Origin of the sequence: Calothrix sp. PCC 7507 (assembly GCF_000316575.1) — a bacterium.
Classification (GTDB): domain Bacteria; phylum Cyanobacteriota; class Cyanobacteriia; order Cyanobacteriales; family Nostocaceae; genus Fortiea.
Genome location: NC_019682.1, coordinates 1,587,360 through 1,605,875, shown reverse-complemented (window position 1 = coordinate 1,605,875; position 18,516 = coordinate 1,587,360). Strand labels below are relative to the sequence as shown.

Below are 18,516 nucleotides of genomic sequence, written 5' to 3'. Positions count from 1 at the left end.
CCACCAAAACCTAAATATAGTGCAATGCATCTACAATTTTTCCATGCAGACAACAAAACTACTAATTCTCTATGCCAAAGCAGCGAATTAATGAGGTATTCGGATTATGCTAACCATTGTTCCACAAAAAATAGCTTCCCTCAGATCAGAGTTAAATTATAGAATAGCCCGCAGAAAACATGCCAAACAATTACCTGCACTAACAGCAGGCGATCGCCTAATTGTTGACTCGCTTAAACGTGATGGCATTCACATCACCAACCTAGCAGAATTAGGTTTAGCCTCCACTTCAGAAATTCTGAATGATGCTTATAGTTTGTTACCAAGCATGGGTAAAACTAATGACCGCAATTCTACTAAAAATCCCCCAAAAATTTATATAGTTACAGATTTACCCTCATTTCAAAACTGGGCAAATGAACAAAGACTGTTCAACATTATCGAAAATTATATCAGTCTTCCTGTTGCCTATCATGGTGTACAGTTACGCAAAGACTTTGCTAACAAACATCAGTTCGAGACACTGCTATGGCATAGAGATATAGAAGACCGACGAATGGTGAAAATCATCGTCTATTTAAATGATGTCGAAGCCAAACATGGGCCCTTTGAATATGTCCCTCTATCTTATACTTCTATATATCAACTTAATCATTACCGTATTTACCGCCAGCTTTATAACTCAGCCGGAATGACAGATGAAATGCTCAGTAAAATCGTCCCTAAATCAGCTTGGCAATCTTGTCCAGGTAAAGCTGGTACAGTCATTTTTGTTGATACGAGAAGACTGTTACATCATGGTACCCTGCGTAATGAAGAACGATCAGCGCTGTTTTTTACCTACACTGCCAACCCCCCCAAACAGCCAGAACTTTGCGCTCATTTTTGGAGTGATGCTTATCCCAGACCTATTTTAAACAGAGAAATTGAACTCTCAGGGACTAATAAATAAGTCAGCCAGCGTAAATAATTATTGTTGGGATAAGGCAGGGCGCAGGGGGTAGCTGGATAAACAATTTTAAGCTATCAAAGGTTTTGAATCTGATGGTGAAATTTTAGTGTTTGATAATTGTTCAATAGACAGAATTCAGGATGTCATCATATAAATGGCGATTAATCCTCGGTAATTTAATATTTAAATCTCATAAACATGCTGAAAATTTAGGTGTAATGAAAAATATTATTTACTGCCTAAATTTTGCTACTAGCAAATATATCTGGACTATTAGTCATGACGATCCAATCCAGAATATAACTGTTGCTTTTATCATCAGTAAACTCAAACAACAGGAAAAGTGATCAATTTTTCTGGACGGAACAAAATCACTAGCGAAGCAGTCCATCCTTCTACAATAATCGGTAATCGGTGATGCTGATGGCAATGCTTTGGCAGAATTTTCAAGAAGTTAGCTTGAAAGTTTTCTTGGGTGCTTTGACGAAGATGGCCTTTAGCTGCCATCAAGACAGCAGTTTCCTTTTTGGTTTTAGTTAGCTGATCAGCGAAGGAGTTCAAATTAGCATCATCTCCAGAGATATCAACTAAAGAAATTCAGACTGCTAAAAAATAGCTAATAAATCACTCACAAAAAAAGTATCTAATTAATAAGGTATTTGGATCATGCTAGCTGTTATTCAAGAGAAAATAGGTTCCCTCAGATCAGAGTTAAATTACAGACTAGCACGTCGTGAACATGCAAAAAAATTGCCGGCGTTGGTAGCAGGCGATCGCATCATTGTTGACGCTCTTAAACGTGACGGCATTTATATCACCAACCTCGACCAATTAGGTTTAGATTCCACCCCACAACTGCTAAATGCTGCTTACAGTTTATTACCAAGCATGGGCACAAATAACTACAGCAGTTCCGCCCAAAATCCCCCAGAAATTTACACAGTTACTGAGTTACCATCATTTTATAACTGGGGAAAAGAAGAAAGACTAATTAACATTATCGAAAATTACCTCAGTTTTCCCGTTGCTTATCATGGTGTACACTTACGCAAAGACTTTGCCAACGAAGATCAGTTCGCGACACTTTTATGGCATAGGGATGTAGAAGACCGCCAAGTTATCAAAATCATCGTCTATTTAAGTGATGTGGAAGCAAAACATGGGCCTTTTGAATATGTGCCACTATCTTATACTTCCGTATATCAACCTAATTATTATCGCATTCGTCGCCAAATTCATAAATCAGCAGGAATGAACGATGAAAAGCTAAATCAAATTGTTCCCAAATCAGCGTGGAAATCATGCCCAGGTAAAGCTGGTACAGTTATTTTATCTGATACGAGAAGACTGTTACATCATGGAACGCTGCGGACTGAAGAACGGTCAACACTGTTTTTTGCCTACACAGCTAATCCCCCAAAACAACCAAAACTTTGTACACATTTTTGGGATGATACTTATCCCAAACCAAATGTAAACAGAGACTCTGCAAACGTGCAGGTGGGCAAGTCACCAATTTCAATAAAATAAGATAATCATGTTATGTTGAACACACTTAAAGCTAAAATAGCAATATTGAACTCTGAGTTGAGTTATTGATTAGCACTTTTAAAACATCGGCAAAATTTGCCAGAGCTAGAGGCAGTCGGTCGCTTAATTCTAGAGGATATTAAGTTTTTCCTTAAACATTTATCTTGAGGTTATCGATGATTTTCACCAAAACTGAACTCAAAGACGCATTTATTATTGACTTAGAAGAAAAACCAGACAATCGTGGTTTTTTTGCCCGTTCCTTTTGCGCTCAAGAATTTGCCAACCACGGATTAAAGCCCACGGTAGCGCAATGTAATCTGTCTTTCAACTATAAAAAAGGCACTCTCAGGGGAATGCACTATCAAACTCCCCCAGCCGCCGAAACGAAATTAATTCGCTGTACTAAAGGCGCTATCTATGACGTAATTATTGATATGCGTCCTGAATCTCCTACCTTTTTGTCACATATTGGTGTCGAACTAACTCCAGAAAACCGCCGCGCTTTGTATGTGCCGGAAATGTTTGCCCACGGCTACCAAGCGCTAACAGATGAAACTGAAGTTGTATATCAGGTAGGTGAATTTTACACCCCAGGTTATGAGAGGGGTCTACGTTATGATGACCCATTTTTTAAAATTGATTGGCCATTAGAAGTCACAGTAATTTCTGAGAAAGATTTAAATTGGCCTTTACTGTCAATGATGACTGTGGGAGGTGAAACTAAATGAATAAAATTACCCTTAACTTTGGGGTTTAATTGATGAATTTTCAGAATTCAGAATAAGGGATTCAGAATAGTTAGATAATGGGCAAATAATTTCAACATAATGTATAAGTTATGATTCATTGTGAGAGTATATCTGGTTTTCCTCCTGACTCCTGAATTCTGTCCAACAAATAAATAACTAAAAGAGGAATCGAGCTAATGATTATTATTGATCGCGCCTTACAAGCTAGAGCGGCTGCAGGTAAACCCATCAAAGTGGGAATGATTGGTGCAGGCTTTATGGGTCGAGGCATTGCCAATCAAATAGTTAATTCTGTGCCGGGAATGGAGTTAGTCGCTATCTCTAACCGCCAGATTAATGCAGCCAAACAAGCTTATTTAGAAGCAGGAATAGAGGATATTCAAGTTGTTGCTAATGTCAGCAACTTAGAAGATGCGATCGCCCAAGGTAAATATGCAGTCACAGAAGACGCTCAGTTACTTTGCCAAGCCGAGGGAATTGAAGCCTTAATTGAAGTCACAGGTGCTGTAGAATTTGGCGCTCACATCGTCATGGAAGCGATCGCCCATCGCAAGCATGTAATTATGATGAATGCCGAACTAGACGGGACAATCGGTCCCATCCTCAAAGTCTATGCAGACAAAGCCGGCGTGATTCTCAGCGCTTGCGACGGCGATCAGCCAGGGGTAGAAATGAACCTCTACCGCTTCGTGAAAAGTATTGGGCTGACACCATTATTATGCGGCAACATCAAAGGACTCCAAGACCCTTACCGCAACCCTACCACCCAAGAGGCATTCGCTAAACGTTGGGGTCAAAAAGCCCACATGGTGACAAGCTTTGCCGACGGCACAAAAATTTCCTTTGAACAGGCGATCGTTGCCAATGCCACAGGTATGAAAGTCGCCCAACGCGGAATGCTAGGATACGATTTCGGTGGTCATGTGGATGAGATGACCAACATGTATGATGTTGAACAACTAAAAGAATTAGGCGGTATCGTCGATTATGTAGTTGGTGCAAAACCAGGCCCCGGCGTGTTCGTATTCGCCACTCATGACGATCCCAAGCAACGCCACTACCTCAACTTGTACAAGTTAGGTGAAGGCCCACTTTACAGCTTCTATACTCCTTATCACCTCTGTCATTTTGAAGTTCCGCTATCCGTAGCACGTGCTGTTCTGTTCCAAGATGCTGTCATGTCTCCCTTAGGCGGCCCACTTGTAGATGTCATTACCACTGCTAAAATCGATCTTAAAGCTGGGGAAACCTTAGATGGCATCGGTTACTACATGACCTACGGACAATGTGAAAATTCCCCCATTGTTCAGGAACAAAACCTCTTACCAATTGGTCTAGCAGAGGGATGTCGCCTAAAACGAGACATTCCTAAAGATCAAGTCCTAACTTACGATGATGTAGAGTTACCAGCAGGCAGACTTTGTGATAAATTGCGCTCTGAACAAAATGTTTATTTTGCCTCAGAAAAAACCCTAGCAGCAGTTGGATAAAATCTCAATTTGATGGGCAGTAGTAGCAAGAGTATTTATCTCTGACAATCATCAGATATAGATACTTTGTGAATACCTGCCCAGTATTCAATTATTCATACCAATTTACAAAAACAAGGCGGCAGATAAATTGTAAGGGCGGGGTTTACTCACCTTTTACAAAAATCTATGTGTCGCCAATATTTTTTAAATAGAAATTTTATATATACTTGACTATTACAAAGAATTTATATAGCATATAAAGTAGAAGAATAAAATACATGTTCTGCAAGAAATATATCCTCAAGTATTTTGTTCTAGAAAATAGATCGTCGTTTCTCAGGAATTTGCTTTCATTTACACGTACTAGTCTGTCAAGTTTAAATTCATGGATAAGTTAAGTTCGTAGTAAGGACTTCAGTCCTTTTTTTATAAGTACTTTAGTGCTTACTACAAAACCTCAAAACTATCTTGACAGACTAGTAGATTAAACCGAAACTTTTGAATTATTGAGGATTTTTCTTAGCTTGAGTGGACTCAGCAAGTATATCCATCTTTGATTTTTTGGTTCACTTCATCTCATTGTTAGACTATTGTTTCCGCTTTCTGTTCGTAGCTAATACTAATTGGCAAAAGAATGTGACACATACTGTGGTGTGGGTTGAGGGCTTTGTATGAGAGCGATCGCCCTGATAAACCATCCACGTGTCATAAAGAGTATGGAAATTCCTGAACACTCAAGTTATTGATAGAAACTGGGGAGCGTTCAAACCAACCTCACAGAAATTTTGAGTTGAAATTTATGAAAATTGCTCTAGTCCATGATTACTTAACCCAGCGCGGTGGGGCAGAGCGCGTCTTTGAATTGCTGTGTAAGCGTTACCCAGAAGCGGACATTTTCACTTCTATATATGATCCGCAAAAAACTATTGATATAAGCGATCGCCTCGTCAAAACTACTTTCCTCCAAAAAGTTCCAGGTGCAGCTAAGTATTTTAGATTAATGGCTCCTGTCTATTTTCCAGCCTTTCGGGCCTTGAATCTCCAAGACTACGATTTAATCATTAGCAGTAGTACTAGCTTTGCCAAAGCAGTGCGAAAACACCCCAATGCACGGCACATTTGCTTTTGTCATAACGTCACCCGTTTCTTGTGGGATACGGAAACTTATTTACGCGAATATGGAGACTATCGATATTTTGCCCCATTAATCGAAAAAGTCTTCCGATTAATGAGAGATGTAGACCTGAAATACGCTCAAGAGCCAGATCTTTACATTGCTAATTCTAGTATTGTCGCTCATCGCATTCAAAGTATTTATGGTAAACAGGCAATTGTCATTAACTATCCAATTGATATCAGTAATTTTGTTTTTTCCGATATAAAAGAGCAATATTATCTGGCATCAGCGCGGATGATCAGCTACAAGCGTTTAGATATAATCATTGAAGCCTTCAATTGGCTGGGGTGGCATTTATTAATCTCAGGCGACGGTCCAGAACAAGCACGGTTAAAAGCCAAAGCCTTAGATAATATTGAGTTTTTGGGACATGTAAGCGATCGCCAGCGCCAAGACTTATTCTCAAAAGCTAAGTCTGTCATAGTTGCCGCCTTAGAAGATTACGGATTAGTACCAGTAGAAGCCAATGCTAGTGGTACACCAGTCATTGCCTATGGAGCCGGTGGAGTCTTAGATACTCAGATACCTAAAAAGACAGGAGTCTTTTTTACCAGACAAACACCCGAATCCCTACAAGCTGCATTACTAGAAGCCCAAGAAATCACTTGGGATTATGCAAACATCCGTAATCATGCAGTGACCAATTTTTCCGAAACAGCATTCTTTAGCAAAGTCGAAGCAATCATTGGCCAAGCTTGCTGAGTGCATCAACTATCAAAAACTCATTCCCTGTTTTCTGCGATAGCGCAGCACGAGCGTCTGCACTGAGTTTTGACTGCGCGGTAGTTGAGTTTCGACTTCGCGGTAGTTGAGCGAAGTCGAAACTCAACTACAGCTTGCCGAAGTGTTCCCTATTTATTTGTGTGATTTGTGAGGCGAAGGATAATAAACGTGGTTCAAACTAGTCTCAATCCCAGTCTAAATCCGGCTCCCGACACAGAAGCGGGTTACGGACAAATGTTTGCGATATTTTTACGCAGATTTCCTTGGTTTTTACTTGTATTTTTTACATCCGTTACTTTTGCAGCTTTGATCACCGCTAGAACAAAGCCTACCTACAAAAGCACAATGCAGCTGCTAGTAGAATCTAACTATCAAGTTAAACCAGGCACAACTGAGGCAGGAAATCAGTTTACCGAGTCGAATATTCAGATAGACGCAGCTACTCAGCTTAACTTGATGCGGAGTTCTGCACTCCTTCAAAAAGCAGTTGATAAACTTCAGCCTCAATATCCAAACCTAACTGTAGCTGAGATTAAAGGCGCTTTGGTTTTAAATCAAATTAAAACCAAAGAAGATAATGTCCTCACTAAAATTTTTCAAGCCGAATATACTGATAAAGATCCAGAGAAGACACAAAAAGTTTTAGCTGCTATCCGCCAGGTGTATGTGGAATACAACAAACAGCAGCAAGATTCACGCTTACAAAAAGGTCTGCAAGTTATTAGGGAGCAGTTAAAAAAAGCCAGCGATGAGGTGAATGCTTCTGAAACTAACCTGCAAAGGTTTCAGAGAAATCAGAATCTCATCGACCCAGAATCACAGGCAAAAGCTTTAGAAACAGCTTTAAATAATCTTGAACAAGAACGACGCACCACTCGTTCTCAATATGAAGAAGCTTTAGCACGCCAACAATCCCTGCAAGAGCAGCTGAATCGTTCTCCACAAAACGCCCTCGTTGCTTCTCGCCTCAGCCAATCTACGCGCTATCAAGGCTTACTCAACGAAATCCAAAAAACTGAACTGGCTCTGGGACAGGAACGCTTACGCTTCACAGATGAAACTCCTAGCGTGCAAAAGCTGAAAGACCAACTCGCAGGGCAGAAGCAATTATTGCAACAAGAGGTAGGCAGGACTTTAGGGGGGTCTGCTAACACCGTCGCTTCGGGAGAAACTCTCCTAGAACAAGGACAGTTCGGTCAAATTGACCTCAACCTAGCTGGTCAGTTAGTGGAGACACAAACAAATATAGTTGCTCTAACCGCTCGCGACCAAACTTTGGCACAAAAAGAAAGTGAACTGCGTTTTGAAATCAAACGATTCCCGCCTTTGTTGGCTTATTACAATCGCATACTACCGCAGTTAAAATTTAGCCGTGAAAGATTAGAGCAGCTTTTGCGCGCAGAGCAGCAATTACGTCAAGAACTCTCCAAAGGTGGATTTAATTGGGAAGTTGTGGAAGAACCCCAAGAAGGTTTACTGCTGGGGCCGATTCTCCAGCAAAACCTGTTATTGGGTGCAGTAGTGGGGCTGATGTTGGGAGGTATTGCCGCTTTTGTTCGAGAAGCGGCTGATGATGCTGTTCATACCACCGCTGAGTTAGAGAAGCAAGCAGCTTTGCCGTTGCTAGGAACAACTCCCAAGTTACCACCTGCCAAAACCAGAGAATCAATGATCAAATTGCCTTTTGGCAAGCCGGAAGTTCTCGCTCCCTGGACAATTCAGGTACTGCAATCCCCGCCGCGTTGGGAATCGTTGGATTTAATTTATAAAAATATTGAACTGCTTAACTCAGTTACAAACTTAAAGTCATTGATGATTACTTCACCTTTGTCTGATGAAGGTAAGTCAGCTTTGGCATTAGGTTTAGCAATGAGTGCTGCTCGGTTGCACAAGAGGGTACTGCTAATTGATGCCAACTTACGCGAGCCTAGTTTGCATAAACAGCTGAATCTTCCCAATGAGCAGGGGCTTTCAACTCTATTAGCAAGCGATGCCTCTCTACCGAACCAAATTAGTATTCAATACTCAGGCTCATCCTATATTGATATCATGACTGCTGGACCCATACCTGCTGATGCCGCTAATCTCTTGAGTTCTCCACGAATGATGCAATTAATGGCAGCATTTGAGGAAAACTATGATTTAGTACTCATAGACGCTTCGCCAGTCATTGGTTTGGTTGATGCTATGCTCACCGCATCATCTTGTCGTAGCGTGCTAATGGTAGCAAGTATTGGTAGAGTGACTCGAACCCAGATTGCCCAAGCTACAGGCATGTTGAGCAAGTTAAACCTGATTGGGGTTGTAGCAAATGGCGTATCAAACGCTAGCAGTACATATGTGCCATATGCGAAACAACAACGATTTGCACTGCAACAAGCTGTGGAAAAATAGCGCCATTAAATCAGTTAACAGTTATCAGTGATCAGTTATTATTCTGTTCACTGTTAAGTAGTTGGTAGGGTGGGCAATGCCCACCAAAACCCACATATGGTGCAATACGCTTGGTGTTAAGGATAATTGTAGTAGCACGGCAAGCTTAAGAAAGTGAGGTAGAAATTAAGTTGATACAGACAGATTTCTCGTAGGGGCGCGGTCTCCGCGCCCTTGCCAACGTGTTTGTATCATTAAATTAAAGTGAAATGGTATCAGCCCAACATTTTCGCTGGTTTGTGGGGTTTTATTCCTCCGCCCAACCTACGCAAATGAAGGATTTTTGAGACTAACACCAAGTGTATTGAGATATGGTGGGCATTGCCCACCCTACACTTAAACTACGAGTGATTTCAGAATCAACGTAGGCTGCTAAATGATACTTGCATTCTGAGAACATAAAGTTTATGTACACTCAGTGGTTTTGGCAAAATTAAACGCAAATATGTTGTTTAAATTCCCTATGTTTAACTTTGAGAAGTGCTATTTATTGTGTCTACTTACTAGTCATGTTATTTATCAGACTTGACTATATTTTTGTTTATGATTATGCCGTTTTATCCCCACAATGTAGCTGGGTTCTAATCAGCTAGAAAATGCTTAATTCACCATAACTTAATAATTTTCTGGAAAACGTGCAGATTATTTAAAGAGTAAATAAAGAATTTGTCTGAGCAATGGTTATTTTTAAAGTGTCTTATATTCTAGAGAGTAAAGCCCATTCCAAATAGTTAACCGAAAATCATGGGCTGGTTTTGTGAGATTTATCCAAAGATTAAGCAGGTAAATACGATTAAGGTTAGGTATTAATTGATGGAGTCACTTCCCTCTGCACCTCCTCAATGAACTTCATCCTTACAGAGAAATCCAAGTTTTATACATCACTGGTTATCTTTGATTTACTTGCCTGTTCATTATCACTATTCTCTGTACATTCTGACTATCACAGAAACATGTCTAATTGAGATTGATGGGTAAGTAATTTGGTATTTTATCAGCCATCAAATCTAGATTGACAAAATCCTAGTAAAATATGCATCGCCTTTTCGTTATCGCCCTATGTCTTCATAATCAATTAGCTACAGTTTTTTGGTCATTACAACAAGATTAATGACATTGATAGCCTTTGATATCATTTCAATAATCTATTGATTTATAAATACAAAAACATATGACTATATCAATAATTCCCAGTTTACAGAATTGTTATAGTGTGAGCGAGCAACACCAAGATAATCACTATCCATATTGCACACTCCAATGGCGACGTGGACAACTGTTGGTGAAGTCTCCTGGAAAATTCAAACAGCCATATCTACCTGTTTTATATAATCAAAAATCGTTAATAGAATGCTTAAAACATTCTCCAGTAAGTTTGGTTAGTTTAGATCCAAAATTAGGTGAAGATTGGCTGAAATTTTGGGCTACGGCATGTGAACAAGCTGATAAGCCAATGTTTTTGCAGTTATCATCAAACCAGAAATTTCATAAAAAAGGTAATTCAGTTTTATGGTGGTTGCGGCGACTAGCTGATTGGCTTTTTGCCTTAATATCGCTACTAATAATTAGTCCAGTTATGCTGGGATTATTTTTGCTGATGCGGATTTATTCACCTGGGACAGTTTTTTCTCGTGAGTGGCATGTTGGAGAGCGGGGTAGACTCTTTCGAGCAATTAATTTTCATACTCAAAACATTACACCAGTAGAGCGGTGGATCTGTAAGTATAGACTACAAAATCTACCACAATTATTGAATGTATTGCGTGGTGATATGAGATTTCTCGGCTCTAATTGCTGGACTTTAGAAGATGCAGTGAAGCTGAGTTTAGCAGGACAACAGCAGCTGAATGCAGTACCAGAAATTATGAGTTCATGGCAGGTTGAGGCTCAATTTAATACTGCTGGCTCTTGATTGATAAAAGTCCGTAAATGATTGCAACAGTCGTAAAGGGTGGGGAAACCCCACTCCTACAAAGATATTTGTCGCATTCTTTTTTCAAATTGGTATTAATTAACCCCAATGTTAGTGAAAAATTTATTTAAGTTAAGGATGAAGTAGCACTATGCAGACAGCCATCTGTACTGTTTTTGAAAAAGACTATCACTATGGGGTGGGAGCATTAGCAAATTCCCTGTATAATCACGGTTTTCGTGGTGTGTTTTGGGCAGGATATCGTGGGGAATTACCACCTTGGGCTAAGTCCGTCAAAGATGGCAAAGGCTATCAAGAGTTTTCTGTAGCTGAGGGTTGTGCAATTCGGTTTGTGAAGTTAGATACCCGGAAGCATTTGGGTTTTTATAAACCTGATTTTATGTCTCTTTTGTGGGAAAGTTATTGCCCAGAAGCAGAGGCGCTATTTTATTTTGATCCCGATATTGTCAATAAGTGTAGCTGGGATTTTTATGAAAAGTGGGTGAGTCGGGGAGTTGCGCTGTGTGGGGACTCATGGTACAACGTACCGGCTAATCATCCCCGGCGCTTGGCATGGAAAGAATTTGCAGAAAGTAATGGCTTAGTATGCGATCGCCTATTAGATTACCACTTTAATAGTGGCTTTATTGGTGTTCATCAAAGCTGCAAATCTATCCTCTTGCTTTGGCAAAAACTCATAGAACTGGGTGGGATGGCAGGATATTCATATTTAGAGGATCTCTATGCCGATTCAACTTATCATCATTACCCCTATCTACATGGAGATCAGACTTATCTCAACTTAGCGCTGATGGCGTCTACTCATCCTCTCAGTACGGTAGGGCCTGATGGCATGGATTTTGTTCCTGGCGGGACTCTCATGTCTCATGCGACAGTCCCAAGTGTTAAGCCTTGGCGCAAAAAACTGATTATCAGCGCGCTACAAGGTAGCCGTCCTACCATCACAGATAAATTGTATTGGCGACACAGTCAAACACCAATACAACTATATTCTTCAGGAAAATTTTTGTGGCAAAAATTTGCTATTCTCTGTGGCTCTGCTATTGGCCGCTTTATCCATCGCCAGCCAATTTAAAACACTTTTATAGTGTACTTTGACTTGAGTGTATGACATTCTCCCGAAAAAACTTTTATGTATTTTAAGCTGCCAGTATCAACTCGTAGATTTCTCCAAGCCAGTAGTTTTTGGCAAAATAACTACTTGATATTAAGAGAATTTAAGAATTTTCCTAGGATTGCTATTTTAGCCGTAGTTTTATCACTGTGTGCTGTCACCTTTGAAGGATTTGGCTTAGGCTTTTTGTTAGCATTTCTCCAAAGCTTAACTACTCCTGATGCCGAACCAGTGCAAACAGGAATTGGCTGGTTTGATGTGGCTATTTTAGGGATTCATCGTTCAGCAAATGAAAGGTTATATCGAGTATCTACTTTAATAGTAATTATAACTTGTATACGTGCAGCTTTTAACTATTTAGCGCAAGTTTGTATTCAGTTTAGTGAAATTAACTTAGTCAATAATCTCCGTAAACAAATATTTGAACAGCTACAGGCTCAAAGTCTCAAATATTTTGCTAAAAAAAGCTCTGGCGAATTGATTAACAGCTTGACTACTGAAATGGAGAGGATTCGGCAGATTTTTGGTGGTATGGCTTTTGTCATCACTCGCACCTTGACGATCGCCGTTTATTCTCTGACATTATTCTTGCTCTCCTGGGAGCTTTCGATAGTTTCAGTCTTGTTATTTAGTCTATTAGCCGTCGGGCTGACAACTCTCAATAAACATATTCGTGAGCGGAGTTTTGCAGTTACTAAAGCCAACGATCAATTTACCTCTAGGTCACTGGAGTTTATTGATGGTATCCGTACGGTTAATGCGTTTTCTACCCACGATTTTGAGCGGCGACGGTATTACAAAGCTAGCAAGAATGTACTTGATACATGGAAACATGTTTATTGGATTTCTCTGATAGTTAGACCTATTGCTGAGAGTCTATCTACTGTGATTCTTGTAGCGATGATTATTGTAGCGTTGACAACTGGCTTAATGAAAGTTGCCTCATTGTTAACGTTCTTCTTTGTGCTGTTTCGCCTAGTGCCGATGCTTCAAGATTTGAATGGAGTTATTGCTTTTTTAAGTACTCAAGCGGGAGCGGTAGAAAATATCAAGCAGTTGCTAAGAACTGATGATAAAGATTACTTTAAAAATGGCAATGCTCAATTTCCAGGATTGCAGCAAGGAATTGATATAGTATCTGTGGATTTTGGTTACGAGCCAAATAATCTAGTGCTACATAATATTACCTTGAGTATTGAGCAGGGAAAAATGACAGCTTTAGTTGGCGCAACAGGAGGCGGTAAAACTACATTAGCTGACTTGATTCCTAGATTTTGTGATCCAGTAGAAGGACAAGTTCTCATAGATGGAGTTGATGTCAGGAAGTTTGAAATCGACTCACTACGTCGCAAAATGGCTGTAGTTAGTCAGAAAACATTTATTTTCAATACTTCTATTCGGAACAATATTGCTTACGGTACTCCTGAAGCCACTGAAGCCGAAATTTATGAAGCTGCTTTTCAGGCGAATGCACTAGAATTTATCGAAAAAATGCCTGCAGGTTTTAACACAATTTTGGGCGCTGATGGAGTGCAATTATCTGGCGGACAACAACAGCGAATTGCACTCGCACGTGCATTAGTAAGGAACCCAGAAATTTTGATTTTGGATGAAGCAACTAGTGCGCTAGATTCTGTGACTGAGCGATTAATTCAAGAGTCTTTAGAAACAATTGCTGTAGGTAGAACAGTAATAGCGATCGCTCACCGTCTTTCTACTATTAGTAAAGCCGATAAAGTTGTGGTTTTAGAACAGGGAAGAATTGTAGAACAGGGAAAATATCAAGAATTGCTGCAGCAACGCGGTAAGTTTTGGGAATATTACCAGATGCAGTATGAATTGGGGCAATCAAAATAGGGAATGGGGAACTTGTACTGAGCGTAGTCGAAGTATAGGCAATAGGAAAGAGTAGGGTGGGCAATGCCCACCAAAACCTCGATATGCTAGGCACTATCCACCTTACACTACTTAATATTTTTCACAAATTATTTATTTGCGCTTTTTGAAAAATCAGGATAATCAATGAATAACCAAATACCAAAAATTGTAGTACTTACACCTGTCAAAAATGAGGCGTGGATTTTAGATCGCTTCTTATCTGTGACTAGTCAATTTGCTGATTACATTATTATTGCTGATCAAAATTCCACTGATGGTAGTCAAAGCATTTGTAAAAAATATCCTAAAGTAATACTGATTGAAAATCAGTCCGAAAAATTCAACGAAGCCGAGCGGCAGTTATTATTAATAAAAACAGCTAGAGAGTTAATTTTAGAGGATAAAATTCTCTTAGCTTTAGATGCTGATGAAATACTAGCTGCTAATGCCACTAAAACCCAAAGTTGGCAAACAATGCTCACAGCAAAACCAGGGACAGTAATATGCTTTGAAAAGCCAGATTTATTTACCACAACTCATCAGTGTATTAGAAGCGGTATTCTTACGCCTCTTGGTTATGTCGATGATGGCGCTGAACATCAGCCACTATCTATCCATAGTGTGAGAATTCCCACACCTGAATATGCTACAAGATTGCATATCCATGATGTGAAAGTTCTACACTATGCTTTTACTCGTTTAGATGCACATGCTGCCAAAATTCGCATGTATAGTGTCATCGAAAATGTGCTGGGAGTTGGTAATGCAATTGGTAGGCGATCGCGCTATTCTTCAAAACAAAATTATTTGCAAATTGGTAAAGTAGAAACTGCTCCTCATGAGTGGTTTACAGACTGGGAAGAACTGGGAATTGATATGCATACTATTATCAAACAAAAGTATTACACTTATGATTTTGAAATCCTGAATTACTTTCATAAGTATGGAGTCAATCGCTTTTGGGTAGAAGACATTTGGAAATTTGATTGGGAAGCCTGCCGTCAATATGCTAAATCACAGGGAATGAGCAATATACCTGATACTGAAATTTTCCAGCAGTCGAAATTTACCCAGTTAATAATTAACATGATGGTTAAAATTTATAGACAGATTAATTCACTGTTAACTTACTTGAAAATCAAGAATTAAAGCCTTGATACAAGGTTCTTATTTGATTGATGAAATATAAGTAGGGTGGGCAATGCCCACCAAACCCATGATACGCTGGGCACTGCCCAACCTACTAATAACAAGTGACAAATGACAAATAAAAATGAACCTTTAGTCAGTGTGATTATTCCTACTTACAATCGACCAGAGTATCTCAAGCAGGCGATCGCTAGTGCTGTTAACCAGACTTATCGCCATATTGAAATTATTGTTTCTGATAATTGTAGTACCGAAAATATCCTAGAAATAGTTGAATCTTTTGGTGACTCACGCATTCAATTTTGGCAACAACCGCAAAACATCGGCATGTTTGCTAATCAAATTCATGCCTTCAAAATGGCGCGGGGCAAATACGTTGCAAGTCTCCACGATGATGATATGTGGAACGCAGATTTTTTAGAAAAGCTTGTGCCACACCTAGAGGAAAATTCAGAGTTAATTCTCGCCTTTTGTGACCAATATATTATAGATGCACAGAGCAAAATTAATAAATCTGAGACTGAAAAAAATACACGCGGTTTTAAGCGAGATCAATTGAAAAAAGGAGTTTATCAAACCTTCCACAAAATTGGTTTAGTAGATAAAAGTATCCCAACAGCAGCAGCTTGCGTGATTCGTAATTATGTTGTGGATTGGGATATAATTCCTGCAGAAGTTGGTGGTATGTGGGATTTATATTTAACTTACCTCTGCTGTATATCTGGTTATGGAGCTTATTATAAGCCAGAAAGATTAACGCAATATCGTATGCATGAGCAAACTGATACTATGCTCAGTGGCAGTCGAGATGTGAGGGCAAAAATTCGCAAAGCTAAAAGCGAATTATTTTGTTATAAAGTATTTTTAGAAGATGCTCGTCTGCAAGAATTTAAGCAGCACTTTCAACAAAAATGGTTAGAAGCTAATACAACTTTAGGAATTGGCTTACTGCGGAGTGAAAAAATAGCAGATGCTCGTCCTTATCTTTGGCAAGCACTGAGTGAGCAAAAATTTAATTTGCGAACTATCGTAGCGTTAGTTCTCAGTTTTATTCCGCGATCATTAGCTAATCAACTGCTGGGATTAGCAAAAACATAATTAGTCTTTGTAGGGTGGGCACTGCCCACCAACATCATGATTCTGTGGGCAGTGCCCACCCTACTTACTGAATTAAAGAGGTAATGTGTGAAACTTTGTATAGTGACTCATAAAATTAAAAAAGGTGATGGTCAAGGTAGAGTAAACTATGAGGTAGTAAAAGAAGCAATTAGTCGTGGTCATCATCTGACATTATTAGCCAGCGAAGTAGCTCCAGAATTAAAAGATCATAGCTCAGTTAACTGGATTGAAATTCCAGTGCAAAAATATCCTGCTGAATTGATTCGTAATTTTGTATTTGCGAAAAAAAGTGCAGATTGGTTGCGAAAGCATGGCTCGGATTTTGATTGTCTTAAAGTTAATGGAGCAATTACAACCACATCTGCAGATGTTAATGCTGTGCATTTTGTCCACAGTTCTTGGTTGCGATGTCTAGCGACAAGCCGCTTTGCGTCTACGCCTGTACACATTTCCCGCACCCGCCGCGATATTTATGGTTTTTATCAGTGGCTCTATACTGCGTTGAATGCCTACTGGGAAATCCAGGCTTTTCAAAAAACGAAAGTCGTCATCGCTGTATCTGAAAAAGTCGCCCAAGAACTAGTCAACATTGGTGTTCCCCGTTCTAAGATTCAAGTAATTGTCAATGGCGTAGATTTGGCAGAGTTTGCCCCTGGTGTGAGCGATCGCCAAAAATTAGGTCTACCAAAAGACGTAACTTTGGCACTTTTTGCCGGAGATATTCGCACATCCAGGAAGAACTTAGATACCGTATTACACGCTTTGGTGCAAGTCCCTGATTTACATCTAGCGGTTGTTGGCGACACCGAGGGTAGCCCCTTTCCCCAGTTAGCCGCATCTCTAGGTTTAAGCGATCGCGTGCATTTTGTCGGATATCGCCGGGATATCGCCGATATCATGCGGGCGGCAGATTTATTTGTGTTTCCTTCCCGTTACGAAGCCTGCACCTTGGTATTATTAGAAGCCCTCGCCTCTGGATTACCCGTCATTACAGCCACCGCTACCGGAGGTGCAGAACTAGTCACACCAGAATGTGGAATCGTTTTGCCCAATACCGATGACATTGATGCTTTAGCAGCGGCGTTGAAATCCTTAGATCACGCTCAAAGACAGCAAATGAGTCAAGCAGCCCGCACCGTCGCCGAACAATATAGCTGGAATACTATGGCGCAAACTTATCTAGATCTATTTGAGGAGTTAAACAAGCATGAAGAACACCGTTCTCATCCCCACCTATCGCCGTCCTCAGGATCTCTCTCGCTGCCTTTTAGCGCTGCAAGTGCAGACTAAACCAGTTGATCAAGTTATAGTAGTTGTCCGAGATACAGATGCAGCAACTTGGCAATTTCTCAGCCAATTCCACCCGCACAACCTGCCAATACATACTGTCAAAGTCACACTACCAGGGGTAGTAGCAGCCCTCAACGCCGGACTAGCAGCAGTAGAGGGAGATATTGTTTCCATTACTGATGATGATGCTGCACCCCACCCTGATTGGCTAGAAAGGCTCACCGCTTATTTCCTCTCCGATAGTTGCATTGGTGCTGTTGGTGGACGTGATTGGGTACACCAAGGCAACAAACTAGAAGATGATTCCCGTCCAATAGTGGGTAAATTGCAGTGGTTTGGGCGAGTGATTGGCAACCATCACCTAGGAGTGGGAGAACCTCGTGAAGTCGATGTTCTCAAAGGTGTGAATATGAGTTTTCGACAAGCAGCAATTGGGCGATCGCGTTTTGATCAACGAATGCGAGGTACAGGCGCACAAGTACACTTTGAAATGGCATTCACCCTAGCCTTAAAACGCGCTGGTTGGAAGATAATTTACGATCCTCAAGTTGCAGTAGACCACTATCCAGCACAACGCTTTGATGAAGATCAGCGTCATAATTTTAATGAAATTGCCTTTATTAATTTAGTTCATAATGAAACTCTAGTTTTACTAGACCATCTATCGCCCCTGCGTCGAGTTATATTTTTATTCTGGGCAATATTAGTCGGTACACGAGATAGTTTGGGCTTAGTACAATGGCTCAGACTTTTGCCCAGCCAAGGCCAACTAGCAGGTAAAAAATGGCTGGTGTCCTTGCGTGGGCGTTGGCAAGGATGGCAGACACATCGACAATTCTGAAGTCTGAGGTCTGAAGTATAAAGTATGAAGTCTGAAGATATGTAGTGGACTGACAAGACTATAATGTTGCAATAAAAAAGGTTCGTAGTTGCGCTTCAGCACCTTCTTAACCATAAATCTAATGCACTACTTCAGCCTTGTCACGCTACTACT

The 18,516-nt window shown here is 40.2% G+C and carries 14 protein-coding genes; 13 read left to right on the top strand and 1 reads right to left on the bottom strand.

The genetic code is table 11. The features are described from left to right. Positions 1–106: 106 nt before the first annotated feature. The gene (locus CAL7507_RS07120; protein WP_015127769.1) at positions 107–952 is read left to right on the top strand and encodes a hypothetical protein; all 846 of its coding nucleotides are present in this window, start codon (positions 107–109) and stop codon (positions 950–952) included. Positions 953–1,279: 327 nt separating this feature from the next. On the opposite strand, the gene CAL7507_RS07110 is transcribed toward CAL7507_RS07120, so the two are convergent. Then, positions 1,280–1,513: a hypothetical protein gene (locus CAL7507_RS07110; RefSeq protein WP_042341227.1), complete on the bottom strand. Its 234-nt coding sequence runs from the start codon at positions 1,511–1,513 to the stop codon at positions 1,280–1,282. A 105-nt stretch (positions 1,514–1,618) separates the two neighbouring features. Between CAL7507_RS07110 and CAL7507_RS07105 the strand changes: the two genes are divergently transcribed. The 12 genes from CAL7507_RS07105 (at position 1,619) to CAL7507_RS07050 (ending at position 18,363) form a co-directional block, all read left to right on the top strand. Further along, a complete protein-coding gene (locus tag CAL7507_RS07105) occupies positions 1,619–2,482 on the top strand; it encodes a hypothetical protein (RefSeq protein ID WP_015127768.1) in 864 nt (287 codons plus the stop codon). A 176-nt stretch (positions 2,483–2,658) separates the two neighbouring features. Further along, positions 2,659–3,213 (top strand): dTDP-4-dehydrorhamnose 3,5-epimerase, encoded by a 555-nt coding sequence (rfbC, locus tag CAL7507_RS07100; protein ID WP_015127767.1) that lies wholly within the window; start codon positions 2,659–2,661, stop codon positions 3,211–3,213. A gap of 197 nt (positions 3,214–3,410) precedes the next feature. Further along, positions 3,411–4,724, top strand: coding sequence for an NAD(P)H-dependent oxidoreductase (locus tag CAL7507_RS07095; RefSeq protein WP_015127766.1), 1,314 nt, complete (start codon positions 3,411–3,413; stop codon positions 4,722–4,724). Between the two features lie 781 nt (positions 4,725–5,505). Then, positions 5,506–6,585, top strand: a complete 1,080-nt coding sequence (locus CAL7507_RS07090; protein ID WP_015127765.1) for a glycosyltransferase — start codon at positions 5,506–5,508, stop codon at positions 6,583–6,585. A gap of 189 nt (positions 6,586–6,774) precedes the next feature. Further along, positions 6,775–9,000, top strand: coding sequence for a polysaccharide biosynthesis tyrosine autokinase (locus CAL7507_RS07085; RefSeq protein ID WP_015127764.1), 2,226 nt, complete (start codon positions 6,775–6,777; stop codon positions 8,998–9,000). A gap of 1,210 nt (positions 9,001–10,210) precedes the next feature. Beyond that, complete coding sequence (hepC, locus tag CAL7507_RS07080; protein WP_015127763.1) at positions 10,211–10,951, top strand: heterocyst development glycosyltransferase HepC; 741 nt, start codon at positions 10,211–10,213, stop codon at positions 10,949–10,951. Positions 10,952–11,102: 151 nt separating this feature from the next. Then, positions 11,103–12,047: a hypothetical protein gene (locus CAL7507_RS07075; RefSeq protein WP_015127762.1), complete on the top strand. Its 945-nt coding sequence runs from the start codon at positions 11,103–11,105 to the stop codon at positions 12,045–12,047. A 57-nt stretch (positions 12,048–12,104) separates the two neighbouring features. Further along, complete coding sequence (gene hepA / locus CAL7507_RS07070) at positions 12,105–13,943, top strand: heterocyst formation ABC transporter subunit HepA (RefSeq protein WP_015127761.1); 1,839 nt, start codon at positions 12,105–12,107, stop codon at positions 13,941–13,943. 165 nt (positions 13,944–14,108) lie between these two features. Continuing rightward, positions 14,109–15,113, top strand: coding sequence for a glycosyltransferase family 2 protein (locus CAL7507_RS07065; protein ID WP_015127760.1), 1,005 nt, complete (start codon positions 14,109–14,111; stop codon positions 15,111–15,113). 111 nt (positions 15,114–15,224) lie between these two features. Next, positions 15,225–16,211, top strand: a complete 987-nt coding sequence (locus tag CAL7507_RS07060; RefSeq protein WP_015127759.1) for a glycosyltransferase family 2 protein — start codon at positions 15,225–15,227, stop codon at positions 16,209–16,211. Between the two features lie 87 nt (positions 16,212–16,298). Further along, entirely contained in the window at positions 16,299–17,522 is a 1,224-nt protein-coding gene (locus CAL7507_RS07055) for a glycosyltransferase family 4 protein (RefSeq protein WP_015127758.1), read from the top strand. Next, the gene (locus CAL7507_RS07050; RefSeq protein WP_015127757.1) at positions 17,440–18,363 is read left to right on the top strand and encodes a glycosyltransferase family 2 protein; all 924 of its coding nucleotides are present in this window, start codon (positions 17,440–17,442) and stop codon (positions 18,361–18,363) included. The genes CAL7507_RS07055 and CAL7507_RS07050 overlap by 83 nt, the downstream gene beginning before the upstream one ends. The last annotated feature ends 153 nt before the right edge of the window (positions 18,364–18,516 follow it).